General features: G+C 39.2%; 19 protein-coding genes. 9 read left to right on the top strand and 10 right to left on the bottom strand.

Translation table 11 applies throughout. The features are described 5' to 3' along the window. Window positions 1-6: 6 nt before the first annotated feature. From murJ to HPC67_RS05500, 6 genes are all read right to left on the bottom strand, one after another. The gene (gene murJ, locus HPC67_RS05525) at window positions 7-1527 is read right to left on the bottom strand and encodes a murein biosynthesis integral membrane protein MurJ (protein WP_217586459.1); all 1521 of its coding nucleotides are present in this window, start codon (window positions 1525-1527) and stop codon (window positions 7-9) included. A gap of 118 nt (window positions 1528-1645) precedes the next feature. Continuing rightward, entirely contained in the window at window positions 1646-3514 is a 1869-nt protein-coding gene (locus tag HPC67_RS05520) for an LTA synthase family protein (RefSeq protein WP_217586458.1), read from the bottom strand. A 39-nt stretch (window positions 3515-3553) separates the two neighbouring features. Beyond that, window positions 3554-5977 (bottom strand): cell wall-binding repeat-containing protein, encoded by a 2424-nt coding sequence (locus tag HPC67_RS05515; RefSeq protein ID WP_217586457.1) that lies wholly within the window; start codon window positions 5975-5977, stop codon window positions 3554-3556. A gap of 168 nt (window positions 5978-6145) precedes the next feature. After that, window positions 6146-6856: a WecB/TagA/CpsF family glycosyltransferase gene (locus HPC67_RS05510; protein ID WP_217586456.1), complete on the bottom strand. Its 711-nt coding sequence runs from the start codon at window positions 6854-6856 to the stop codon at window positions 6146-6148. After that, window positions 6853-8145 (bottom strand): nucleotide sugar dehydrogenase, encoded by a 1293-nt coding sequence (locus HPC67_RS05505; RefSeq protein WP_217586455.1) that lies wholly within the window; start codon window positions 8143-8145, stop codon window positions 6853-6855. Before HPC67_RS05505 ends, HPC67_RS05510 begins: the two co-directional genes overlap by 4 nt. A 196-nt stretch (window positions 8146-8341) precedes the next feature. Next, the gene (locus HPC67_RS05500; RefSeq protein ID WP_217586454.1) at window positions 8342-9385 is read right to left on the bottom strand and encodes a glycosyltransferase family 4 protein; all 1044 of its coding nucleotides are present in this window, start codon (window positions 9383-9385) and stop codon (window positions 8342-8344) included. Between the two features lie 336 nt (window positions 9386-9721). On the opposite strand from HPC67_RS05500, the gene HPC67_RS05495 reads away from it, so the two are divergent. The 3 genes from HPC67_RS05495 to HPC67_RS05485 all read left to right on the top strand — a co-directional run bounded on the left by HPC67_RS05495 (window position 9722) and on the right by HPC67_RS05485 (window position 14181). After that, a complete protein-coding gene (locus HPC67_RS05495; protein WP_217586453.1) occupies window positions 9722-11725 on the top strand; it encodes an acyltransferase family protein in 2004 nt (667 codons plus the stop codon). 171 nt (window positions 11726-11896) lie between these two features. After that, window positions 11897-13387 (top strand): glucose-6-phosphate dehydrogenase, encoded by a 1491-nt coding sequence (gene zwf, locus HPC67_RS05490; RefSeq protein WP_217586452.1) that lies wholly within the window; start codon window positions 11897-11899, stop codon window positions 13385-13387. A 170-nt stretch (window positions 13388-13557) separates the two neighbouring features. After that, window positions 13558-14181 carry a cyclase family protein gene (locus HPC67_RS05485; protein WP_217586451.1) on the top strand — a complete coding sequence of 208 codons (624 nt, stop codon included), beginning with the start codon at window positions 13558-13560 and terminating at the stop codon, window positions 14179-14181. A 514-nt stretch (window positions 14182-14695) separates the two neighbouring features. Here HPC67_RS05485 and gndA read toward each other — a convergent pair. Then, window positions 14696-16114, bottom strand: a complete 1419-nt coding sequence (gene gndA / locus HPC67_RS05480) for an NADP-dependent phosphogluconate dehydrogenase (RefSeq protein WP_217586450.1) — start codon at window positions 16112-16114, stop codon at window positions 14696-14698. Between the two features lie 148 nt (window positions 16115-16262). Beyond that, window positions 16263-17348 (bottom strand): glycosyltransferase family 4 protein, encoded by a 1086-nt coding sequence (locus HPC67_RS05475; protein WP_217586449.1) that lies wholly within the window; start codon window positions 17346-17348, stop codon window positions 16263-16265. A gap of 456 nt (window positions 17349-17804) precedes the next feature. Here HPC67_RS05475 and HPC67_RS05470 point away from each other — a divergent pair, with 456 nt between their 5' ends. The 6 genes from HPC67_RS05470 (at window position 17805) to HPC67_RS05445 (ending at window position 24956) form a co-directional block, all read left to right on the top strand. Beyond that, on the top strand, window positions 17805-18530 hold the full coding sequence (locus tag HPC67_RS05470) for a GntR family transcriptional regulator (RefSeq protein WP_217586448.1): 726 nt from the start codon (window positions 17805-17807) through the stop codon (window positions 18528-18530). Window positions 18531-18661: 131 nt separating this feature from the next. Beyond that, on the top strand, window positions 18662-19807 hold the full coding sequence (locus HPC67_RS05465) for a BMP family lipoprotein (RefSeq protein ID WP_217586447.1): 1146 nt from the start codon (window positions 18662-18664) through the stop codon (window positions 19805-19807). Between the two features lie 179 nt (window positions 19808-19986). Continuing rightward, window positions 19987-21516, top strand: a complete 1530-nt coding sequence (locus HPC67_RS05460) for an ABC transporter ATP-binding protein (protein WP_217586446.1) — start codon at window positions 19987-19989, stop codon at window positions 21514-21516. After that, on the top strand, window positions 21513-22562 hold the full coding sequence (locus HPC67_RS05455; protein ID WP_281417499.1) for an ABC transporter permease: 1050 nt from the start codon (window positions 21513-21515) through the stop codon (window positions 22560-22562). Before HPC67_RS05460 ends, HPC67_RS05455 begins: the two co-directional genes overlap by 4 nt. Further along, complete coding sequence (locus HPC67_RS05450; RefSeq protein ID WP_217586444.1) at window positions 22562-23512, top strand: ABC transporter permease; 951 nt, start codon at window positions 22562-22564, stop codon at window positions 23510-23512. The genes HPC67_RS05455 and HPC67_RS05450 overlap by 1 nt, the downstream gene beginning before the upstream one ends. 490 nt (window positions 23513-24002) lie before the next feature. Further along, window positions 24003-24956 (top strand): nuclease-related domain-containing protein, encoded by a 954-nt coding sequence (locus tag HPC67_RS05445; RefSeq protein WP_217586443.1) that lies wholly within the window; start codon window positions 24003-24005, stop codon window positions 24954-24956. A 259-nt stretch (window positions 24957-25215) separates the two neighbouring features. On the opposite strand, the gene HPC67_RS05440 is transcribed toward HPC67_RS05445, so the two are convergent. Then, a complete protein-coding gene (locus HPC67_RS05440) occupies window positions 25216-25890 on the bottom strand; it encodes a TetR/AcrR family transcriptional regulator (protein WP_343327814.1) in 675 nt (224 codons plus the stop codon). A gap of 74 nt (window positions 25891-25964) precedes the next feature. Next, window positions 25965-26981, bottom strand: coding sequence for an ABC transporter permease (locus tag HPC67_RS05435; protein ID WP_217586442.1), 1017 nt, complete (start codon window positions 26979-26981; stop codon window positions 25965-25967). Between the last annotated feature and the right edge of the window lie 3 nt (window positions 26982-26984).

Genomic DNA, 26984 nt, shown 5'->3' with positions numbered 1-26984 from the left:
GTTGAATCAGTTTTTCTTACGCTCTCTGTTTACAAATATATCAAATAATATACTAAGAGAGTTTGCTTTTAGTAAATACGCACTTACTAAATACAAAGCAGCACCTAAAACCGCTACAATAATTATTTGTGTGATATTAGCAATGCCATCGAATAAAGGCAACACAATATATAAGGCACCAACCATAATCAGTGATGCACATGTAATTTTTAGAAACTCCGTTACTAAGGCTTTCATGTTTAAATCCTTCATTAATTTACGAAAAACAATAAAAGAAACACCCGCACAAAATAGACCATTTATTGAAGCCGCCAATGGAATGCCTTCATAACCAAAGAGTTTCGTGAATAGAAAATTGAATATAATATTAATGACAATCGATATACCACTTATAATTAAAATAATGTGACCCTTTTTTAAAGAATAAAAACCCTTATTTGTAATATTATTTAAGCTATAAAACAAAACAGAGCCAAAGTATAAATACGCGACTTGTGTCGTTGATTTCGTTGCATTTGAGGTGAATGCGCCACGTTCATAAAGTAATTCAACTAAGTTTGGCATTAAAATGAGCATCCCAAAGATGGCTGGAAGCAAAATAAAATACATCAAAGTAAAGCCTCGCTCAATACCTTTTCTAAATAATGACATATTGTTGGTAGCAATGGCTTTTGAAAGAAGCGGGAATATAATCATACCAATTGTCACACCGAAAATCCCCTGTGGCATATGAACAAGGTTTTTTGCATAATTAATGTATGTAATAGCACCTTCCTCATAATGACTCGCAAACATCATACCAATCATTAAATTAATTTGCCCAACAGCAACAGTTAATCCTACTGGGATAAATATTAAGTAGAACTGTTTAATTTCAGACCAATTAATTTTTCCTTTGAGACTAAGTACATTTCGAGGAATGATTAAAAATAATTTAAAAAGCAGTGATATGATGGCCCCAACGAAATAACCAACAGCTAATGAATAAATTCCTAAATCATCTGCAAATAAAACAGCACCTGCAATTGAAGTCATTAAAACGATAATTTGTGACACTTGTGATAGCGAAAATTTATTCTCAGCGTCAAGAAAAGCTTCAAGAACAGAGTTCATACCAACAAAAACAATCGCACCAAAAAAAATCATTGCCGTTGTGACAGCTATCTGAGAAGCTTCAACGGAAAATTCCGGATAAAAAACTGGAACATAAACAGGGGCTAAAGCAAACCCAATAAGAGAAATAGCTAAGCTTGCTATGAGAATACCTTTAAACACCTGTCCAAAATGCGCCTGTCCTCGATGCTGTTCAAAAGCTTTAATATAACTAGGTATGAAAGCATCCTTCATACCAGTTGTCAGTAGCAAAATAAACATATTAGGGATGATAAATGCAGCAAGGTATGCTTCTGCTACATAGCTATCACCAAAATAATATGCAATAACAATATCACGCAACAAACCGGATAGTTTTAAAAGCAAAGCTGTTCCTATAAACAAGATGCTTGCTAAGCCAAGTTTGGTTTTCAAAGAAAAACCTCTTTCTACGCTGAATAATCGTATTAGTCTCTGTTGATATGACCTGTCTCATGCTCTTTCGTTGTCACTACATATTTGTACAGTATAGGTACTGCTAACGTCCCTACCATCACTCTAGCGTTTCAAAATAAGCATCAGACCATTCATATATTTGAAGCATTTTCTCTATATCCTCATTAAAATAAGCTTTAGGATCACTTAAATTATTAAATCGATCTTTTCTCGTTAAGTCATATATCCTTGTCTCTCTCTTACTCGTTTCAGGAATATATAAAGCTTCATCATTAAAAAGGCTCCCTGTCGGTAAGTAATACCTCATTCCGAACAAGTTATGCTCGTATTGCAGCAAGTCTTGCCCAAAATATAGCTCAGGTGGCTCCATCCCCAACAAATTTAATAATGTCGGCATCATATCTAGCTGGCCTCCGATTGTATCAATTTCACCTTGGGAAACTGACATTTCCTCAGGAACAGACACAATAAAAGGGATATTAAACCGATCGAGCAATGAATATGGATGCCCAAGCACCTTTTTTAAAAGCTCAACATCTTGATCAGTTATGAGCTGTCCATGAACACCAGAATGATCTCCATACAAAGCTACCACACTGTCTTTCCACATGTTATTTTCTTTCAGGCCTTTAATAAACAACCCCAACTCATGATCCGTATAATGAATGGATTGTATATAATGGCCGATCAGTGTATCTTCATATTCACTAGGCAAATCAAATGCGATTTTATCACTCGGTAGTTCAAAAGGGCTGTGACTCGTTAAGGTTAATAAATGTGCATAAAACGGTTCATTTTTTTGGTGGTAAGCTTTAAGTTGATCCATTGTTTTATTAAAAAAGTAGCCATCTGATGGACCAAAACCTACAACATCCTCTTCATCATAGTAATCCATTGCATACCATTCATCAAAGCCTAGAGCAGGATATAAAATATTTCGGTCCCAATAAGTGATATCATGTGCGTGAAACGTAGCAGTCGTATACCCTGCTTCACTCAAAATGCGAGGCATGCTAGGAATCGTTTTATTTCCAACATGTTTTGTTGACGGTATATCACCAATTGGATAAATAGATGTATTCATGATAAATTCAGCATCAGATGTATTTCCCGCACCAATTTGCTGATAGACGTTATTAAAATAAATACTGTCTTCAATTAAATCATTGATATTTGGTGTAATCTCTTGCCCATTTAACGACATACCAATAACAAAATTTTGAAGTGACTCAATTTGAATGTTTATTAAATTTTTCCCTTCCGCAATACCATGATCATTATGCCGTGAAAAAGGAATATAATCGTTACCTTTTAATTCAATAATATCTTTAGAAGTCATTTGAGAGATGTTCGTCTCAGCTATCACATTAACCGCTTCATCTTGATATAATTTAACTAATTGAGCATTAAATACACCATTTTGCTTCGCGAATAACGTATGGTCCAATATTGACTCATCTCTGCTTGTCCAAAAATGCACATATGATACTGCTACACATACAACAATCACACCAACAGATAACTTGCTATTGATAAGTTTATGCCCTGAAATGAAACGCCTCTTACTAAGAGATTGAATAACCACTATCATTATTACCATTAATAAATCAACAAAAAACAATACATCAATTTTAGAGATCATCATCATCGCGCTTTCACTAATAGACCCCGCTTGATCTAGCTGTCCTAGATCATGGTATGTCGGGATTACACCAAAGTACCTCTCATAAAGCACTAATGAAAAGAAAAAAACCGATATCGTAAAATCGAATAAAAAATAAGCGATGAATTTTAATTTAATTGAAACAGATTCAATTAAAAGCAATACCATTAGAATGAAACTCATTTCATACCAAAAAATATTCATTAAGCTAAAGTCATTAAAGAGAAGGTAACGGAGCAATATAACCTTCAAAAAGATAGCTATGGAAAAAAACACGAAATAACTTTGGTAGAATCGTTTCATCGTTTATTCATCCTAATCCTTTAATAGTAGTGTCATAGTCTATTCAACCAAGCGAATAAACTGACGCCTCGTATCATCTGCAATCGCCATTGATCCACCTAAAAAATATAAATTTGGCTTAGCTTTGACCTTGTTTATTAGCAATTGTTCAATTTCAGTTGGAACTGAATTCGTTCGTGTCAAAATGATCGGTGACATAAGCTTAGACGCATATGGAGCACCAGCTAGAGCATCAATAGTATTAAGACCTTGAGCGATTAATAAATTACTAGTGTCCTGAAGATTATAGTACTTGTCCACTATGGCCATATTTGTTTCATATCTCGTTGCCCCTTTTATCCGGTCAACGTTGTTGTGGCCAAGTATAGATCTCAACTCCGTTTCAACCGCTTCAGAGACCGGACGCGCCCCTCCAATAATGGTCGCCTTCGAAATATTATGATCACGGATAAACGTTTTAATATGGTCATTCAGTTTATCTTTTCTAGTTAATAAAATTGGTGTCTTATTTTCACCGGCATACGGTGCAATTGCTAATGGATCTGATGATGTTTCATCACCGGTTGTAATAAAAATTTCTTTAGCCTTACTCTTTTCCATCACTTTTTCAGCAATATGATAGGCGGTCTCATATCTTGTTTTACCGGCAATTCTAATTATATTTGCTTCCTGCCCAAACCTTTCTTCCAGCTCAAGTTCAACATCAGCTGAAATCGCCCCTTTTTCTCCGCCAAGAAGGAAAATATTTCCTGGATGTAAACGCGCAATTTCTTTCGCTGTAGAAGCAGTTAACTTGTCTTTTTGCGTTAATAACAATGGAGACGTAAAGCTCGAAGCAAGAACACTACCAGTCAATGAATCTATTGGCAAATCCCCACGCCCTATTATAATCGAATCAGGTTGATCCATATGCCAGCCATGATTCGCAACGCTAACAGCTGTGTTGTACCGCGTTTTCCCTTCTAATGAATAGGATTTTATATAGTCATTTCTGTCTAAATAGCTTGACGCGACCCAACCTGTTCGCCCATCATCTGTTTGAATTGGGAACCATAAATATTGACTCGTTCGTGAATTGTTTCCAGCATATTGACCTGTAACGGTTACTTGAGTTCCCTTAGCGATCGAACCAACGACGTCGCCACCTGGACCATTTCTTAGTCTTAAACCGTTTACTGTTACATAAGCTGTATCACCCGTTTTAAGAGACTGACTAGACAGATGAACGGGACCATTTATCGTCACATTATCATTTTCAAACAAAAGAATGCCATCCTCACGCACATAAGGGTTTAATGTATGAGTTGGAAACGGCGTTAAATCTATTAAACTGTAATCTTTCATCCGTTTGAATACACGTTCTTGATAAGCATCATACGGCTTCTCCAACGGATTATTACGCGGTAGTAATCCGTTATAAGCCATAATTGCGAAATACCAATTTTCAATGACCATCGGATCGTTGTCGTTGACAGTCGGAATCAGACCCGTTTGGCCGTAGTTCCACTTTTGCTTTAAGATTTTGATTCCTTCTTGAATGTTAAAACGCATATCTGTTTTAAGGCGATCAATATACGCTTCTTTTTCTGGACCTTCTGTCATGTACATATGATTAGAAATTTGCATAATGCCAACACCAATACAATCATAGCCAAGCTTCACCTTGGTACCGTCATATGCAAGTGTTCCTCTATTTTCATCCTTTTCACAGCGCTTAATTGGCTCAGGAACGGTTGTCCAGTACTGTTCCCAGCTGCTCTCCTGCGATGCAATAGCTTTCAAAATTTCTGGTGAAATACCTGCCTTTATAGCTTCTTCAGTTAAAATTCTATTCACTTCTGAATATGTTGGATTATCCTCATTGATGGACATGAGTTGATTTCTAAAATGCGGTTGAGCAATTTTAGCAGGCTCAGTAACTTCTTTACCAATTTGTATACCATCATGTGTGATCGTAAAATCCTGACTCACTAATTTTGATGGCTCTGTCATAGCATCATTGCTTGCATACTCCGGATATTTAATGGAAATGATACGGTTGTCTAGATCAATTTGTGCACGCTCATAAGCACTTGATGAATAGAGCAGTTCTACACCAGATTTGGTTAATTTTAAAACATCAAACTGAATCGCATTTGAAGAACCAGAGTGGCGATAAACAACAACCGCATATTCTTGTGTATCTATAACCATTGTCTTTATGTGCGTAACGTGAACCAACTGCAAATGTTTGGCGAAAACCTCTCGCCCACTTTGCTTGATTGAGAGTTTTGAATTTGGAGAAGCGTTAGATACAGCGACTGTTTTATCTTCGGTCAACTGCTTATCATGAGTACCTTGTTTAAAGAAAAATTCTGTCTTATCTTCTGCATAACTATGATGTGAAGCAAGCATTAACATAGCTAAAATATACGTCGTCGCAAAATATAACACTTTTTTCACCAAGGGCTGAGAGAACGTCATAAACTTATTTCCTCCTTCAACTCTTATCGTCTATTTATCTATGAGGCTATCAAGCTTAAAGAGACTTCTATATCTGCACTGTTTTTTAATTTAATAATTTCAGAAAAAATCAGCTAAAAAAATATAAGTTCTATTTAATCAACGAATATCGCACAAGAGATCATGCTGCTATCCTTTTGTCAAAACCTTGAATAAAAATAATGGCAGCTTAAGTTGACGCTTGATCCGATAGGGCTCTTTCCCTAATCGATACAACCATTCTAAGCCACTTTTTCGAAAGAAGCGTGGTGCTCTTTTAATGTTACCAGACAACACATCAAATGAGCCCCCCACCCCTTGGAATATACGAACGTTCAATTGAGGCATGTTCTCCAAAATCCAGTATTCTTGTCGTGGACTGCCTAATCCAACAAAAAGAATATCTGGTTTGGCAAGATTAATGGTATCTAATATTTTTTGATGATTCTTTTCATAACCATCCATGACCCCTACAACGCGCAAACTCGGAAATGTCTTCAGCAAATTTTCTCGCGCTTTTTCTCCCACACCTGGTTTAGCACCATACAAAAAAACCGTTTTATCATGCTTCTCTGCCATTTCGCAGAGTGCCAAAAGCATGTCAATCCCTGTGACTCTTTCCTTAATTAATCCTTTTTTGAATTTTGATGCGATTAGAATCCCTACACCATCAGGGATTTGGTATGTCGCTTGATTAAGTAATTGACGTAAATTATCATCCGCTTGAGCTTTTAAAACTTTCTCAGGATTAACAGCAACGATGCACGATTGTCTGTTACGATCAATATCATCTTTTATTAAATGTGTTAAAGAAACATATGAATGATTACAAACATCTACCCCTAGATAGCTTTCTTTCATGAACTCACCCGATTAATGTATTTTGAATCACTATATTCACTTAAATCACCAATTTGATACAGCTTTACCCCATTAAGCTCTTGTAAACAGCTTTTTGTATCAAAAATTGTCGGGGTACCCATATGTTTTGTGAAGATACTTGATTCTATACGTTTAAACGCATTATGATCAGCTAAAATGACGGCGATATCTGCTCCAGTCAAACTTTCTTCTAATGAAAATAAGTCTAAATCTGTCATATTCTGCTTCACATGTGGATCATGACATTTAACGTGATAGCCTTTGGAAATCAATTTATCTACAATAATCAATGCTGGGCTCTCACGCAAATCATCTGTATTGCCTTTATATGTTAGTCCCAATACTGAAATCGTTGACTGTTTATTCTTATGAATCATATTCTCTATCTGCTCCACGACAAAATCAGGCATTGACAAATTGACCTTGCGTGCCGTTTGCATTAATGGAGATAAGTCTTGGGCTTTTTCTATAATGAAATATGGATCTACTGAGATACAATGTCCTCCAACACCCGGCCCCGGCTGATGCAAGTTCACACGCGGATGCATATTCGCGAGTTCGACAACGTCATGTGCATTTACACCTAAATGGTGACTGATCTTTGCTAATTCATTTGCGAGAGCAATATTGACATCTCGATACGTATTTTCCATAAGCTTTACCATCTCGGCTGTTACAGCACTCGTTTCATAGACATCGCCTTGAATCACGTCTCGATATAAATTAGCAGCCTTACGCGTAGCTTGTTCTGTGTAGCCACCTACGACGCGCGTATTTTCATTTAATTCAACGAGAATCCGCCCTGGTATGACCCTTTCAGGACAATGGGCCACGAATACTTCATCAAGTTGAGGTGAAAAACCGCCTTCTTGAAGAAGTGGTACGACAACATCATCAATCGTTCGCGGTGGAATTGTCGATTCCACAATAATTAAATTACCTTTCTCAAGGTATGGAAGAATATTTCTGATCGCTTGTTTAACATAATCTAGGTTAGCCGTATGATTCTCGAATATCGGCGTCGGTACAGCAATAATAAACGCATCTGATTTTTGCGGTTCGAGAGAGAATGATAACTTGCCCCGATGAATTGAATCTTTAATCAACGTCTTTAAATCAGGTTCTTCAATAAGTACATGACCATTCTTAAGTGCCTCAATGATATCCCTATTCGTATCTACACCTAAAACGTTATACCCTTTGCTAGATAAATGTCCTGATGTCGGCAGTCCGATGTACCCTAACCCTATCACGCAAATATCTTCCATAGAGAAACCCCTTATCTGTATTTTGATGATAAATGTAAAAATATGTTATTCACTTATATTAATTGATTTTTAATTATTAGACAACCTTTTCTAATGAGTTTAATGTAAATATTATACAATATTAATGTAAATAAAAACGATGTAAACAAAAGAGTGAGTTCAAAGTTGAACTCACTCTTTTGTTTCATACAGGGATTTATCTGCTTTTGTCAAATAAATTTAAAAGGGGGCGATATTTATAACTAATAATCCCAGCCAACTCAATAAATAATTCAACAAGTATTAATAGCCCAATAATCAATAACGTTGATCCCCATAATGTTGCACGGGTAAGTACAATAGCTGCAACACTAAAAAAGCCACTCATACCATAAATTAATATAACCGTTTGTCGATGTGAGTAACCCATGTTAATTAGACAATGATGTAAATGTAGTTTATCAGGCGCTGTTAAAGGCTGCTTGTTAACAAACCGGCGTATAATCGCTAAGAACGTATCTAAAATTGGTATTGCTAAAATTAGCACTGGAATGGCGAGAGAGAAGATCGCTACATTTTTAAACAGTCCTGCAACAGACAGAACCGCAATCATATAGCCAAGGAATAAAGATCCTGTATCTCCCATAAAAATTTTGGCAGGATAAAAATTATACAACAAAAATCCTAAGGTGCTTCCTAACAAGAGTAAACCCATCAAAGCAATTAATGGCGCTCCCATTGATACAGCGAGACCAGATATCGTCATTAATACGATCGTTGACACACCTGCTGCAAGGCCATCTAAACCGTCAATTAAATTAATCGCATTTGTAATACCGACTATCCATATTATCGTTAGTGGTATCGCGAAATAACCGAACTGTATCTCATTACCAGAAGGCATTGTAATAAAATCAATTTGTACGCCTCCAAATACAGCTATGCTAGCAGCCACGATTTGACCTACCAGTTTGAATTTCGGAGACACATCATACCGATCATCCAAAAAACCAACAGAGGCTATTATAAAGCCACCAACTATCACTGGCCATACCCAAGGTAAATCAGGTCTAAAAATCATGAAACCTAGCATAAACGTACCAACTATAGCCAAACCACCTAAACGGGGCATGAGTCCTTGATGAATCTTACGTCCGTTCGGATAATCAACCGCCCCAATTTTAATTGCAAACTTCTTAACCAAAGGCGTTAACAGCACCGAAACGATGAAACACAAAGCAAATGCACCTACATACATCATATGTATTGTCCTCCATATATTAATCTACTATGTTATTAGACGAAAAGTAGATCAATGAGTTTCACTGAATGAAATATTCTTATTTGTTACAGTAGTATGATAACCATTCTTTCATCATTATAACCTTGTTTTTATAGAATGCAACTTACAAGTACCATTTTTTGGCAAATAATAAAAAGTGATAATCAGAATAGAATTAAAGTTTATGTTAATTTTATTTTTTTAATGTATTTATAGTTGATTTAAAAAACACTATATTGCATGATACACATATGGATTATGAGCTATAAATTTCTAAAATCCACCAATTTGTAGAGAAGAAAAGGAGCTCTAAATATGTCAGATTTAAACATACCAGAAAAGAAATTTCGTCCAGAATTAGAAGGTGTGCGTGCAGTAGCTGCATTATTAGTCGCCATTTATCATATATGGCTAGGTTCTGTATCTGGTGGAGTAGATGTCTTCTTTATCGTTTCTGGGTATTTAATTACAACATCATTGATATCAAGAATTGGAAAACAAGGAAAAATACACTTTTTTGAATATATATTAGGTTTAGGGAGACGCCTATTTCCAATAGCTTTTATCGTTCTTATATTTTCTATTATTTTCTCGTATTTCCTTTTAGCGCAAACTCAATGGAAACAAATTATCGCCGAGGTTTTTGCATCGGCCTTTTACTTTCAAAATTGGCAGTTAGCAGCTAATGCTGTTGATTATTTAGCTCAAAATAACGCAGCAACACCTTTACAACATTTTTGGGCACTTTCCATACAAGGTCAATTTTATGTGACTTGGCCCCTTATTATAAGCTTGACATTTGTATTAGCCCGAAAATTATTTAAAACACCTTTTCGCAAAACTCTCTTAGCTGTATTAGGTTCTATTTTCGTAGCTTCTCTTACCTATTCTATTTACATCACTACAACGAATCAGCCTTGGGCTTATTTCGATACATTTGCCCGGGTGTGGGAGTTTAGCTTAGGTGGTATTTTAGCGCTTACTATTCCATATTTGGTTTTTAATAAGATGGTAAATACGGTTATAGGTTGGATCGGATTAGGAATCATTTTATTTACAGGCATTCTACTTCCTGTCTCTACTGTATTCCCAGGGTATGCTGCACTACTTCCAACTACAGGTGTAATCCTCATTATTATTGCAGCAGAAAACGTGAGTCAGTTTAACGTAAAACGGTTTGTTGGATCTAAGCCTTTTTTATTCTTTGGTAGCATTTCATATGGTTTTTATTTATGGCATTGGCCGCTACTTATCTTCTATTACGCTATCTTTAATGTAGACGAGGTTTCATTTCGTGACGGTCTAATCATCCTTTTATTAACGTTCATATTATCTTTTGTTTCAACGAAAGTTATAGAATCACCAATTAGAAAGTTATCTATAAAAGAATCAAAGAAAAAATTAGCCATTATATTGCTCTTGTTCATGATTCCCCTTTTAACAATGAATACATTTTGGAGTCAATATCACGAGAGAGCACAAGAAGCTTTCCAACAACAAATTGATATTCTTGACTATCCAGGTGCACGTGTACTGTATGATGAATCGGTCGAGGCCACAGCTGAAATCACACCAATAGCATCGCCTATAAATGCAAACAGCCCATTACCTTCGTTTTACGAAGATGATTGTTTTGTGCCTATGGATAAAAGCGGCTTAAAAGTTTGTTCATATGGAGAAACAGAAAATCCAGACTATACGATCGCTCTTGTGGGCGGATCACATTCTGGACATTGGTTTCCAGCTTTAGAACAATTTGCAGAAGACCTAAATTTAAAAATAGATGTATATAATAAAGATGCATGCAGGTTTTCCAATGATGATTTTAATGGGAACTTGTCAGATACATGTATGGAATGGAATGAAAAAGTCGTTAACTCGTTAATGACTGATCCGCCTGATTTAATTTTTACAACAGCTACTCTTAATCGTGAGCCGAATGTACCTCAGGGTTATCTTGATATGTGGAAAAAGTTCGAAGGAATATCAACAATCTTTGCTATTCGTGACAACCCTAGAATGAAAGAAGATACCCCAACGTGCGTCGAATTACACGGACCCGAAGCTTGCGGAGTGCCGAGATCTGAGGGGTTATCTGATATACCTCCTTGGGAAAATTTAAAAGAACCACTGAAAAACGTGTATTTCGCCGATCTATCTGACTATTTCTGTGATGACGACACTTGTCACTCTGTTATTGGAAATGTTTTGGTTTATCGTGATCAACATCATATTAGCACTTTGTATTCTAAGACACTTGCAGAACCTTTAAAAGCACATATTGTCAAAGCGCTAGAACAGGTTGATAAACATAATTAGTATCAATCCCTTAGGTTGGATTGTATATTTTAAAGCTTTCCGTCTTTTTATTAGATCAATGTATGTTCTCTTCCCCCTTAAATCACTGTATTTGCTTTACATGCATGTAAGGCTTAAAATGATAGAAGCAGATACACGGATTTATTTATGAGAAAAAGTGGGGTACATTTAATGGACAATCACGATCAACTACCTAAAGCGATTATTGTTATATTCGGAGCAACTGGCGATTTGGCAAAACGCAAGTTGTTCCCTTCTATTTATCAGCTTTATCAGAACGGAAGAATTGGAAACGATTTTGCAGTCGTCGGTGTTGCACGACGTCAATGGACGAATGATATGTTTCGTGAGAAGGTGTGTGAATCCATCGTCGAAGCTGGTTCTCCTGAAGACGTTTGTGATCGTTTCACATCACACTTCTTCTATCAACCGTTTGATGTAACAGATACGACTTCATACCAAAATCTCAATCACCTCTTAGGTCAGCTGGAAGCGACCTACAAGACAGAGGGTAATCGGATGTTTTATCTCGCTATGGCTCCAGAATTTTTTGGGACCATCGCGGAAAATTTACAAGCACATGATTTAAAGGAATCGCCTGGTTGGACGCGACTTGTTATCGAGAAGCCGTTTGGGCACGATTTAAAATCAGCAATTGCACTTAATGAAGACATTCGCGCAGCGTTCAATGAGGAACAAATCTACCGAATTGACCATTACTTAGGTAAAGAAATGGTGCAAAATATTGAAGTCATTCGCTTTGCCAACGGAATTTTTGAGCATTTGTGGAACAACCGTTTTATTGCAAACATTCAAGTCACCTCCAGTGAAACCGTCGGCGTGGAGGAACGGGCACGTTATTACGATCAGGCAGGCGCCGTTCGTGATATGGTCCAAAACCATATGCTCCAAATGATTGCGTTGCTTGCAATGGAGCCGCCAATAAAATTAACGACAGATGAGATTCGTTCTGAGAAAGTAAAGGTTTTACGAGCACTCAGACCTGTGAAGCCTGAACAAGTAGACGATTATTTTGTTCGAGGACAATACGGTGCCGGTGAAATGAATGATCGAGAGGTTCCCGGCTATGCGGAAGAACTTGGCGAAGCGTCGAATACAGAGACATTTGTTGCTGCCAAGCTGATGATCGATAACTATCGCTGGGCTGGTGTGCCATTTTATATACGAACAGGCAAACGTATGAAAGCGAAAGTCACAAAAATTGTCGTTGAATTTAAAGACATTCCAATGAATTTATACCATGCAAACGGCGCAAAAAAACAGCCGAATCTGCTCGTCATTACGATTCATCCGGATGAAGGCGTGACGCTTCATTTAAATGCAAAAAAACCAGGTACAAAGCCCGAATCAAAACCGATTCAGCTCGCTTATACGCATGATGCCGATAATGCGATTAATACACCAGAAGCTTATGAAAAGCTCTTATATGACTGCATGCTAGGCGATGCAACGAACTTCACACACTGGGATGAAGTTGCACTGTCATGGGCCTTCATTGACTCCATATCTCAAGCTTGGAAGAACCAGACTGTAGATTTTCCAAATTATTCAGCTGGCTCAATGGGACCTGATGCAGCAGAACGATTGCTTGAGGAGGATGGGTTTCATTGGTGGCACGTAACCGGTAAGAACGAGAAGTAGGCTTTGCCGGATGCAACTGTTCTCGTTTGAAATAGATGGCATTAACATATAATATGATTGGTTCATTGGTCGATAACGATTAAGAGCTTGTCAATTAGAAACCAATTTGAGAGAACAACTACTAGACGATAGAACACCAAGATAATGATCATTTGAGGAGTGTATGATGAATGAATGTATATGATATTTCAGCACCGATTTATGAAGGAATGCCCGTTTATAAAAATAAACCGGAAAAGCAGCCTCAAATCGAAACGGTTACCAATGGCCATGTAACTGAATCACGTATTTCCATGGACTTGCATAGCGGAACGCATGTTGATGCACCACTGCATATGGTGAACAACGGGAAGACATTTGAATCCATTAACATCGAACGTCTTGTTGGCAAGGTGAAATTGTATGACATGACACATATTGAGGATCGAATAACGAAAGATGATATCGATGGCTTCGGAATTGAGCGAGGCGATTTCATTTTATTCAAAACCAAAAACTCCTTAGTCGATGAGTTTGACTTAAATTTTATTTTTTTAGCTGAAGATGCAGCTGCTTACTTGGCGGAGGTTGGTATAAAAGGCGTTGGAGTTGATGCACTCGGCATTGAGCGGAGTCAACCTGGACATCCGACCCACCGTGCTTTATTCCAGCGCGATGTTATTATCATTGAAGGTTTAAGACTTGCAGCAGTTGATGAAGGTGAATACTTTATGGTCGCAGCACCGCTCCGTATAGAAGGCACCGACGCATCACCTGCACGCGTGCTATTGCTTGAAGGCATATCGGTATTTTAATTATTTTTCATTATGGCCAGGCGAGGGCATCTGTTCATCCAAAAACCGCTTCATATGCAGCGCTGGATGAATGGATGTCTTTTGTCTTTTCATAAAGAGCTCCCATCTTTGTATGTAGCGACTGACTTTAAGCAAGCAACGCTCACGTAACAAGCACTTACTTTTACGCAATAAGCACTCGATTTTACGCAATGTGTACCACTCTTTACGCAATGTGCACTCGTTTTTGCGCAATGCATACCTCGTTTTTCGCAATGTGAACTCCTTTTTACGCAATCAGCACCCACTTTTTCGCAATATGCACTCCTTTTTACGCAATAAGCATCTCCTTTTTCGCAATGTGATCTCTTTTTTACGCAATCAGCACCCTCTTTTTCGCAATATGCACTCCTTTTTACGCAATAAGCACCTTCTTTTACGCAATGTGCACTTGGTTTTGGGCATCCTCCCTCACTTTCAAACCAAAACAAAAACACTGCACCGATTAAGATGCAGTGTTTATATAGACAATCACTTAATTATTATCTTCCATCCACGCCGTGTGGAATGTACCTTCGCGGTCGATGCGTTCATAAGTATGGGCACCGAAATAGTCGCGTTGAGCTTGAAGCAAGTTTGCTGGCAATCGGGCACTGCGATAACTATCGTAATAGGATAGTGCCGCTGAGAAGCCAGGAACAGGGATGCCATTTTCAACAGCAAGCACAACAACTTTGCGCAACGCTTCCTGATACGTTTCAACGATTTCCTTAAAGTAAGGATCTAGCATTAGGTTAGCAAGCGCTGGATTACGGTCATAGGCGTCTTTAATTTTCTGTAGAAATGCAGCACGGATGATACAACCGCCGCGGAAAATCATAGCGATGTCACCGTATTGCAAGTTCCATTCATATTCATCACTCGCAGCCCGCATTTGAGCAAAGCCTTGAGCATATGAAACAATTTTACTCATATACAATGCTTTACGAATAGCTTCAATCAGCTCTAGCTTATCACCGACAAGTGGCTTAACGACAGGACCTGTCAGCATCGTGCTCGCGTATACTCGTTCTTCCTTCATTGCTGAGATAAAGCGGGCAAATACTGATTCGGTAATAATTGGCAAAGGAATGCCTAAATCAAGTGCGTTCTGGCTCGTCCATTTTCCTGTGCCCTTTTGGCCTGCTGTATCTAGGATCACATCAATCAATGGACGCCCCGTTTCTTCATCGACCTTCGTAAAAATATCCGCTGTGATTTCTATTAAATAGCTGTCTAACTCTCCTTGATTCCACTCCGCAAAAACGTTGTGAAGCTCTGTTGCATCTAAACCGATAACATGCTCGAGTAGGGCATATGCTTCAGAGATAAGCTGCATATCACCATATTCAATACCGTTGTGAACCATTTTCACGTAATGTCCTGCACCATCGGGTCCAATGTATGTTGTACATGGAGCACCATCAACTTTAGCAGAAATGCTTTCAAAAATCGGTTTCACGAGATCGTGGGCTTCTTTCGGTCCACCTGGCATAATAGATGGTCCCTTCAAAGCACCTTCCTCGCCTCCTGATACACCTGTCCCAATAAAATGAATGCCTTTTGTGGCAAGTTCCTCACTTCGACGCTGTGTATCTCGGAAATTCGTGTTGCCACCATCAATTAATATGTCGCCTTCTTCTAAATGAGGTAGCAATGCTGCGATTGTTGCATCTGTTGCAGAACCAGCTTTGACCATTAGCATAATTTTACGAGGTGCTTCAAGAGATTCAACAAAAGCTTCTATACTGTATGTACCTTTTACATTTTTACCTTGTGCTTCTTCCAGCATTTCATCTGTTTTAGCTGATGAACGGTTATAGACGGATACAGAATAACCTCTGGACTCAATGTTAAGAGCAAGATTTCTCCCCATAACAGCCATGCCGATGACGCCAATTTGTTGTTTTGTCATGTATGTTCGTTCCTTTCGTTAAAACGCATGTATTTTTCAGATGAGCTCTCTTTCTATATTGAACGATTTTGTTTAAATGGTAAAGAAATCTGTTCAATTTAAGAGTATGCTTGAATATAATCAAGGCTTTAGCTGATCCATGCGTTTTTTAATCATCACGCTTTCTAAGACGTTTTATGCGAAGTAATTTACCGATAAATTCTAATACAGGGCGCTTTCCTCCCATAATAATACCAGCGACCTCCGCAAAGATATGTAGCAAAAATAAGACAAGGATCGTCACAATAAGCGCCACCGTTTGACTAGCGTTGGAAAATAATATGGCCAAACCACCAAATATGGCACTGAAACCATATATAATTAAGACGGTTGTGCGATGACTATAGCCAGCTGCAAGTAATTGGTAATGAATATGCTTATTGTCTGCCGTCATAATCCCTTCCTTATTCCATGCTCTTCTTAGGATGGCAAACAATGTATCAAATATAGGAACCGCTAGCACGATAACTGGAATAATAAAACTGAACAACGTGATGTTTTTAAATAAACCGATAATCGACACAACCGCAATCATAAACCCGAGGAAATTTGACCCAGCATCACCCATATATATTTTCGCGGGGTAAAAATTGTGAAATAAAAACCCGAGATTCGCACCAATGAGCACAATACATAGGTATGCCGCTGCAACTTGCCCGTCGATAAACGCCATGATTAACATACTTGTTAAAGCAATGGTGGAGACGCCTGTTGCCAGCCCATCAAGTCCATCAATTAAATTAATCGCATTCGTAATACCGACAATCCAAAAGACTGTGACAAGAACACTCAAAAAGCCCAGTTCGATTTGGCCAAATAGCGGTATTGTTATATGTTCGATAATTAAACCATCTGACACTAAAAAGGAAGCTGCAATAAGTTGACCTGTCAGTTTAACAACCGGTCTCAAGCCGAAACGATCATCAAGCGCACCCGTGATGACGATGACGATTGCTCCGAGCAGTATTTCTGGTAGGTGTTCATGATGTGGCTGCAAAACCAATGCACCTAAAAGAGCACCGAGGAAAATGGCTATACCGCCCAGTCTCGGTGTGATTTTCGTATGGATTTTACGATGGTTCGGAAAATCAACTGCTCCAATTCTTATTGAAAATGCCTTAACAGGATATGTTAAAAGCAGTGTTGATAAAAATGCAATACCAAAGGAAACGATGAGATGTACTTCATTAAACATGTTTTTCTCCCTATCGCGAGACCATTAAACTGATGATTTGTAAATCGTGCAGTTCAGACCGCTTAAAATTAAACTAGACATTAACGACTTGAATGTAATCTGCTTATGGAGTTTTTTAAAATAAATCGTCCCATAAGACGTATATTCGTTATTATATCTAAGGGAAGGCGCATTAAGCAACTATTGTCCCGTTCTTACCGAATGATACTTGTGTTTAGATTGCCCAATATTTTACGTTGATATAAGAAAACATTTAGATCACGTCATACAAATGAAAAAACGAATATATTACGTTACAACAGGACTCACCAAAAGGCCTATACCATAAGGCCTAAAGATATGTTCAATAATTCGTCCCTTTTCATTTAACAAAACGCTTACATATTCAAGAGAGACGTGTTATAATTTGGTTGATAAACGTCAGAGGTCTGATGTCTGAAGGGCGGGAGGAATGCCATGTCTATTAAAGTCGATTCACGCTTGTTGTATTTACAAGTTATTGATAGAATAAAGCAGGAGATCAAATGTGGTCACTTTAAGGAAAATGAACGACTTCCTTCCGAGAACGAGCTCGCTAAAATGATGGGCGTGTCTCGAGCGACGTTACGGGAAGCGCTCCGTGTTCTTGAAGAAGAAAATATCGTCAAACGCAAGCATGGTGTTGGGACGTTCGTTCATCCGCAGCCTTTATTTTCATCAGGCATTGAACAGTTGACCAGTATTACATCCCTGATCGAACAATCTGGCAAAAAAGCAGGCTCAACTATTTTAAAAGCAGAGCATATCGTTCAAGCAGATGAAGACTGTGCAGAGTTCGCACCACGTCTCGTTGGCAACTTAATTCAAATTGAACGCGTTAGAACAGCCAATAATAAACCTGTCGTCTTTTGTATCGATAAAATCCCGAGTGATCTTATTGATCTTGAAGTTGCAGGTCGGGAAGAGTCTTTATTTGAACTTATGGATGTATATGCCGATAAACAGATTGCTTATGCAGTCTCGCATATCGATGCAATCGGTTATGAACCAAACATATACAATGTCCTCGACTGTCCAAGCAGCCAACCCCTACTGCTTTTAAAGCAGATGCATTACACAGATTACGACGAACCAGTTCTCTACTCGGTTAACTATTTCCGGACGGATATGGTCGATTTCCATTTGGTCCGAAAACGCATGTAAGGGGTTTCAAAATGACTCAGGCGATACATAAGCCTTTAGGGAGGTGGTTTCGACAATAAATAGTTCATAACGGATTGTCGCCCATTTTCAGTACTTAACTTCAATTAAAATTATTTTTAGGGGGTTTCAAAATGAAAAAACGTTTTTTACTTCTCGTTATGCTACTCACATTAGGCTTAATTGTTGCCGCATGTGGCAATAACGACGACAACAATGCAGCAGATGGCAATGACAATGGTACAGATACGGAACAAAACGGTAACGATAATGCAAGTGGTAATGATGAAGGTGAAGCAGGTGGCGACACAGACTATACAGTTGCCATGGTTACTGACGTAGGTGGCGTTGATGACAAATCATTCAACCAGTCTGCTTGGGAAGGTATTACAGCATGGGGCGAAGAACACGGCCTTGCTAAAGGTGAAGGTTTTGACTATTTACAGTCCAACACAGATGCTGATTACATTCCTAACCTACAGCAATTAGCTCGTGCTGATTTTGACTTGATTTATGGAATTGGCTTTAAACTTGAAAAAGGCATTGCTGATATTGCAAAGCAATTCCCTGACAAGCATTTCGGTATTGTTGACTCTGTTGTTGATGCAGACAACGTCGTAAGCATCGGATTTGCTGACAACGAAAGCTCATTCCTCGTTGGTGTTGCAGCTGCTTTGAAGACAAATACAAACAAAATTGGTTTCATCGGTGGTATGGAATCTGATATCATTGAAGCCTTTGAAGTTGGTTTCCGCGCAGGCGCAATGTCTGTTAACCCAGACATTGACATTAAAGTACAATATGCTGGTGGATTTGATAAAGCTGATGAAGGTAAATTGATCGCTTCAAGCATGTACAACGAAGATCGTGACGTTATTTTCCACGCAGCTGGTGGTACAGGTAATGGTCTTTTCAACCAAGCAAAAGACTTGAAGAAAAACGATCCTGACCGTGAAATCTGGGCGATCGGTGTTGACCGTGACCAGCATGAAGAAGGTAAAATTGATGACCACAACATCACATTGACATCTGCTGTTAAGCGTGTTGACAATGCTGTTCATGAAGTGAGCAACATGGCAATGGATGGAAACTTCCCAGGTGGCGAAATCCTTAAGTTCGACCTTAAAAGTGAAGGTGTTGGTTATACCACAACGAACGAAGATGCTATGACTCAAGACATTATTGATGAAGTTGAAAGCTGGAAAGAAAAAATCATTTCAGGCGAAATCGAAGTACCAAGTAAGTACGACGGCCTTGAAGAATACGAGGAAAGCCTGTAAAATAAAAAAGTTGTCCGGAGGAGGCTGGCCTAGCCGGCCTCCTCTCATTTACAACACCCTGGCAACTCGGTTTGATTGATCCCCGAAAATCATTAAATTAAGAGCTTGAGCGTCCGGCCTCTTCATTTGGTGATTTTCTTTCTCACACCAATGTTTATAAGAAGGAGTGAACTTATATCATGGATTACGTCATCGAAATGCTCAACATACGCAAGGAATTTCCGGGCGTCGTTGCGAATGACGATATTACAATTCAATTGAAAAAGGGTGAAATCCATGCCTTGCTGGGTGAAAATGGTGCCGGTAAGTCAACACTGATGAATGTGTTGTTCGGACTCTATCAGCCGGAGCAAGGTGAGATTCGCGTTAAAGGTGAAAAAGCCAATATTAACGGGCCAAATGATGCAAATCGTTTGGGAATCGGAATGGTGCACCAGCACTTTATGCTCGTTGACACGTTTAGTGTTACTCAAAATATTATTCTTGGCAGTGAGCCAACATCAAAAGGTCATATTAATTTACGAAAAGCGGAAAAAGAGATTCAAGAGCTTTCTGATCGCTATGGCTTGGCTGTTGATCCTCGCGCTAAAATTCGCGATATCTCTGTTGGTATGCAGCAGCGTGTAGAAATCTTAAAAACACTTTATCGTGGCGCTGATGTCCTTATTTTAGATGAACCAACTGCTGTTTTAACACCTCAAGAAATTGATGAGTTGGGTGATATTCTTAAGTCTCTTATCGCCGAAGGTAAATCAATTATTTTAATCACACATAAATTGAAAGAAATTATGAACATGTGTGACCGTTGTACCGTCATTCGTCGTGGTAAAGGTATCGGTACTGTGAATGTCCCTGATACAACCGTCGATGAACTCGCTTCACTTATGGTCGGTCGTGAAGTTAGCTTTACGACTGAAAAAAAACCAGCTGAACCAAAAGAAACGGTACTTGAAGTGAAAAATCTCGTCGTTCAGGATAGCCGTAAAGTGGACATGGTTAAAGGTTTAGATCTTGATATTCGCGCGGGTGAGATTGTTGGTATCGCTGGTGTTGACGGAAATGGCCAATCAGAGCTAATCGAAGCGATTACCGGACTAACCAAAGCACAATCAGGCTCAATTAAGCTAACTGGCAAAGACATTACGAATCTATCACCACGTAAAGTAACAGAAAGTGGTATCGGCCATATTCCACAGGACCGCCACAAATTCGGACTCGTTCTAGACTTCTCAGTAGGCGAAAATATTGCTTTACAAACGTATTACCAAAATCCTAATTCAAAATACGGTATGTTAAATTTCAAAAACATCTACAAAAAGGCTGGCGAGCTTGTTGAACAATATGACGTTCGTACGTCTGGCCTACACGCAACTGCTGGCTCAATGTCAGGTGGTAACCAGCAAAAGGCTATTATTGCGCGTGAAGTAGACAGATCTCCAAACCTACTGATTGCTGCACAGCCAACGCGTGGACTTGACGTCGGTGCCATTGAATTCATCCATCAAAAGCTCATTGAAGAACGCGATAAAGGAAAAGCCGTTCTCCTTGTTTCATTTGAACTTGATGAAATTCTTGACGTCAGTGACCGGATTGTCGTGATGTTCGACGGTAAAATTGTTGCAAGCCGCAAACCTGAAGAAACAGATGAAAATGAACTCGGGCTCTTAATGGCTGGAAGTTCTTCTGAAAAGGTTGGTGATACGCAATGATGTCAAATCGTATGTTCAATATACTCGTGCCAATCATATCAGTCATTCTCGGCCTCATTGCAGGCGCATTCTTAATGATTGGTTTTGGCTATAATCCAATCGAAGGCTACGGTGCGCTCTTGAATGGTATATTCGGTGATGCCTATGTATTCGGCGAAACGCTGAGACAGGTCACACCGCTCATTTTAACCGGTTTAGCTGTTGCATTTGCTTTCCGAACAGGGCTATTTAACATCGGTGCAGAAGGTCAAGTGTTCATCGGCTGGCTTGCAGCTGTATGGGTTGGTCTTGCAATTGATGCACCTGCATTTATTCATATCCCTCTTGCTGTCATTGCAGCTGCTGTTGCTGGTGCGCTTTGGGGCTTTATCCCTGGATTACTCAAAGCAACACGTGGCGTACACGAAGTTATCGTGACGATTATGATGAACTATATCGCTCTGTACAGTACGAACGCTGTCATCCGATATGTCTTAACGGACAGTCGTGATTCAACTGATACCATACCTGATTCTGTATCATTAAGAGCAGATTGGATCACAACGATGACAACAGGCTCACGTCTGCACTATGGTATTTTAATTGCACTCTTCGCAGCACTTGTCATGTGGGTCGTTATTAACCGCACAACGATGGGGTATGAAATGCGATCTGTTGGATTTAACCAACATGCATCAAGATACGCTGGTATGAATGTTAAAAAGAACATCATTTTAGCGATGGTTATTTCTGGCGCTTTTGCTGGTCTAGCTGGTGCAATGGAAGGTCTCGGCACATTTGGTTACATGTCAACACAGTCTGGATTCTCAAACCTCGGATTTGACGGAATCGCTGTTGCCTTACTTGGTGCCAACACTGCACCTGGCGTTATTCTCGCAGCCTTCTTATTCGGTGGCTTAAAGATCGGTGCATTAAGTATGCCATTACAGGCTGGCGTGCCAAACGAACTCGTCGATATTATTATTGCATTGATTATATTCTTTGTCGCAGCCAGTTATATGATTCGCTGGGTCATTCTTCGCTTCTCAAAGGAGGGACGTAAATAATGGAGATTTTACAATCCATCATACCTACTGCTCTGTTTTTCTCGGCCCCCCTCATTTTCACAGCTTTGGGTGGCGTGTTCAGTGAACGTTCCGGGGTCATTAACATTGGTCTTGAAGGTTTAATGATTATGGGGGCTTTCGTCGGAATCGTCTTTAACCTGACATTTGCTGATGTGTTCGGCGATTGGACCCCATGGGTTTCGATATTTGTAGCAATGATTGTCTCAGGAATTTTCTCAATCATTCATGCTGTTGCATCGGTATCACTTCGGGCTAACCAAGTTGTTAGTGGTGTTGCCATCAACATGCTTGCACTCGGCATTGGTATCTTTTTAACAAAAGAATGGTACGGAAAAGGGCAAACTGAAATGGTCAGCAAGCCTTTTTACACAACAGATGTCCCATTCTTATCAGACATACCTGTAATTGGACCGATGTTTTTCCAAAGTATGTATATGACGACGTACTTGGCGATTTTCCTAGCGATTGCATCTTGGTTCGTTTTATTCAAAACACCATTCGGCCTGCGGTTACGTGCCGTTGGTGAACATCCAATGGCTGCTGATACAAACGGTGTTAATGTTTATAAAATGCGTTACATCGCCGTTATCTTATCGGGTGCGCTTGGTGGACTCGGCGGCTCAGTTTACGCCTTAACGATTGCATCAAACTTCTCACATGCAACAATTGCAGGGCAAGGCTTTATGTCCTTAGCTGCTGTTATCTTTGGGAAATGGCACCCACTCGGTGCTATGGGCGCTGCGATCTTCTTCGGACTTGCACAAAGTCTAAGTGTTGTAAGCTCAAGTGTGCCACTTCTTCAAGATGTACCACAGGTCTTCCTATTGGTTGCACCGTACGTCTTGACCATTCTGGCACTTGCTGGCTTAATTGGTCGAGCCGATGCACCAAAAGCAAACGGTATCCCTTACATCAAGGGAACACGTTAAAACTTAAGACAAAACACGTTGAGCGATTTGGCTCAACGTGTTTTTTTATGGTGTCGCTTTAAGTAGTTAAGTGGGTGGTGCTCTTAGTCGGAGTGCGGTCTTCCCGATTGTGAGGACGGTTTCGCCGATTGTGAGGCTGATCCTGCCGATTTCATGGGCGTTTTCGCCGATTGTGAGGCCGATCCTGCCGATTTCAGGAGCATTCCTGCCGATTGTGAGGCCGATCCTGCCGATTTCAGGAGCACTCCCGCCGATTGTGAGGCCGATCCTGCCGATTTCAGGAGCATTCCTGCCGATTATGAGGACGGTTTCACCAATTACGATACCTTTCTCAATGATTATGGTACGCTTCTTGTCGATTTTTGAGACTAGCAGATAAGTGTCGAGTCATCTCGTTTTTTTGTAATGTATAGATTTTTTATCGATGCCTTATTTGCTTTATCTATAATAATGTTTTATAATATTATAAAAATAACAAGGAGTTTTGCCATTGCTTCTACTACCCCGTCAAAAAACACCTTCTCTTCAACAACTTGAGGTTTTACTACCGCGTTTGAACCAATACGATCCATTATATCAACGTTTAGCTGATAGACTTCATCGTGAGCGATCAGGTTACTTAGGTGAAAAATCATTAGATTATTATTTTAATCTATTAAAGATAACCGATTTCCCTACGCTACATGGTCTCCGCTTACATCATAACAACCACTTCTTTCAAATTGATTCTCTGTTTCTCTTACCTAATTTTTATCTTATCGTAGAAGTAAAAAATCATACAGGTGTCATCACGTATCAATCTGATTTAGGGCAGATGGTTAGAGAACTTGAGAGCGGCAAACTTGAGCGATTTAAAGATCCTTTATTACAGGCGAGTGTCCAACGTCATCATTTATCTGACTTCCTCAAAATCAATAATCTCCCAACTGCTCCAATTCACACTTTAATCGTATTTTCGAATTCAAACGTCATTTTACAACTTGATCAACCATTAACGACTGATATTATTTTAGCAGAAGGGCTTTTAAAACGAGTGCCTTCATTACAAAAATCGTACAAGGAAGAACATGTAAGTATGAGTGAACTTAGAAAACTCGGCAAATTTTTAGCTAACGCACATCAGCCTGACCAGACACGTATAATTGACAAACTACAAATACGGCGCTCTCAAATCAAGGATGGTGTCTGGTGTCCAGAATGCAGCAACGAAATAATGAATCAAGTAAAATCACACTGGCGTTGTCCTAGCTGTAATATGAGGAATAAAACGGTACTTCTAAATGCACTCAATGAATACAGCCTTCTTTTTGGTCCGGAAATAACGAATAAAGAGGCTCGCAAATTTTTAGGAGTAACTTCAGAAAATATAATGAAACATCTTTTTAGAAAAACTCAATTTAAAGCCGTCGGGAAAAATAGAGGAAGGAAGTACATCATTCATTAAAAGTCTCAATTCATGTTATATGATTATTATTTTATAGAGATCTCAGCTTAGCTTTCGTTAATTAACCCCGCGCTCTTGCCGATTTCTGAGCACAAGTCGCCGATTATGAGCCCAGGATTGCCGATTTCTGAGCTCGAGTCGCCGATTATGAACCTAGGGTTGCCGATTTCAGGAGCATTCCCGCCGATTGTGAGTCTGATCCTGCCGATTTCCAGCACAGCATTAGAGCGCGTTTACAGCCCTTATATCGGTGAACACCCTAAGAAGGCAATCCGCTTCCTCTAAGTCCCTTCACGATAAAGTCGGTGGTGCGTTTGATTTCTACCTCTTCATCCCACTCTTTATCTGGCTGTATCATAAACCTCGTAATAATAAGACCGAGAACCGCTGTAATGGTCATTCGAATGACTGCTTCATTTGGAAGTGTTGGGTCAATCTCTCTTTTTTGCTTGAAGAAGTCAATTGTTTGGTCAAGGGCCGGTTGAATATTTCGAGAAAATGTTTGTTTATAATTTTCCTGGATTTCAGGATGAAACGCCAGCTCTTGTAGCAAAATTTTAATTAACGGTAGATTGGCTCTCGCAAATTCAACACGGTTTTTAATGAATGCATACAATAATTCTTCTAGTGATCCGTATGTTTTACTAAAGACTTGTTCTACTAATTTTTCAGCGAACAGTGGTGCTGAGACCTCTGTAATGACAGGTGTCACAATTGCAACGAGAAGGTCTTTTTTCGTTTTATAATGCCGAAATATCGTCCCTTCCGCAACACCCGCTCTTTTAGCAATTTCACTTGTTGATGTGTTGTAATAGCCTTTTTCTGCGATTAATTCGATTGCTGCTTTTATAATATCTACTTGCTTTGGTGTCATAGACGTCTGTTTTAATGTGTCAGTTAGGTTATTGAAAATTGATTGATCTGCGTGTGTCACGCTCCAACCTCCTGCATATACAAATTTAGGTGCCAACTATTTATTTCGGACCTATAAAATCTCCCATTTCAACGTCATAATGCTCTGTGTCGCTTCAAGGCAAAAATATTTAACAAGATAAACACGAAGGAAAATGCTGCTAAAACAGCGATATCAGACCAGATGTCTACTAGGTGTCCCCCTCTTAGCATAATTTCTGATAGAGCATTTCCGCCATAATAAAGTGGCATGATTTTACCGATTGCCTCCATCCAGGCAACCGATTCTACGTGAAAGATACCAGCAAAAAACACTTGTGGCACAATAATAATTGGAATGAATTGAATCATTTGGAACTCATTTTTAGCATAAGCCGATAGTAATGTACCGAGACTGAGTGCTGACACTGCCAAAAGTAAAGCTATTATGAGCACCTCTATGATTGCGCCCTCCATATACATACCAAGGACGTACACTGAGTAAATAGTGACTAAAACGGATTGTAATAATATAAACAAACCGAATCCGATGAGATAGCCGATGACAATTTGCCAGCGTTTTAGTGGGGTGGCGAGTAGGCGTTCTAGAGTGCCTTGAGTACGTTCGCGCAAGAATGAAACCCCACCGATTATAAATGTAAAAAAGAATACGAAGAATCCGATCAAAACTGGACCGACATGATCAAACATATTTAAATCTGTTGAGCCATGTAAAAAGTCTATTTCTAATGAAAATGGTTGTTTGTTGATACCTTCTGTAGCTTGATTAATAATACGTTGAACGGCTGTAGTTGCTAGTGAATCACTACCTTCCATTGTAACATGTAGCGTTTCACCTTCTAGTATTATATGAGCATCTGCCGTTTCATTCTCGAGAGCTTCCTTACCGCCAGTCTCAGTCATCTCAAGAATTTCAGCATCGCCATCTTCTAAAGCTATGGACATGTGCTCGGGAATATCCGTGACAGCAATGGTCGGTTCATATGCGTCCATATCGAGCACAAGCCAAAGTAATGTTATGACAAAAATTGGTGCCATGAGCATCAGGGCCATACTGCGTTTATCACGGACCAATTGTTTAATAATGCGTTTAACAATCGCTTGAACGTTCATGCG

This window comes from Lentibacillus saliphilus, from assembly GCF_019093865.1.
Lineage (GTDB): Bacteria > Bacillota > Bacilli > Bacillales > Amphibacillaceae > Lentibacillus_B > Lentibacillus_B saliphilus.
This window is presented reverse-complemented; position numbering and strand designations above follow the sequence as displayed.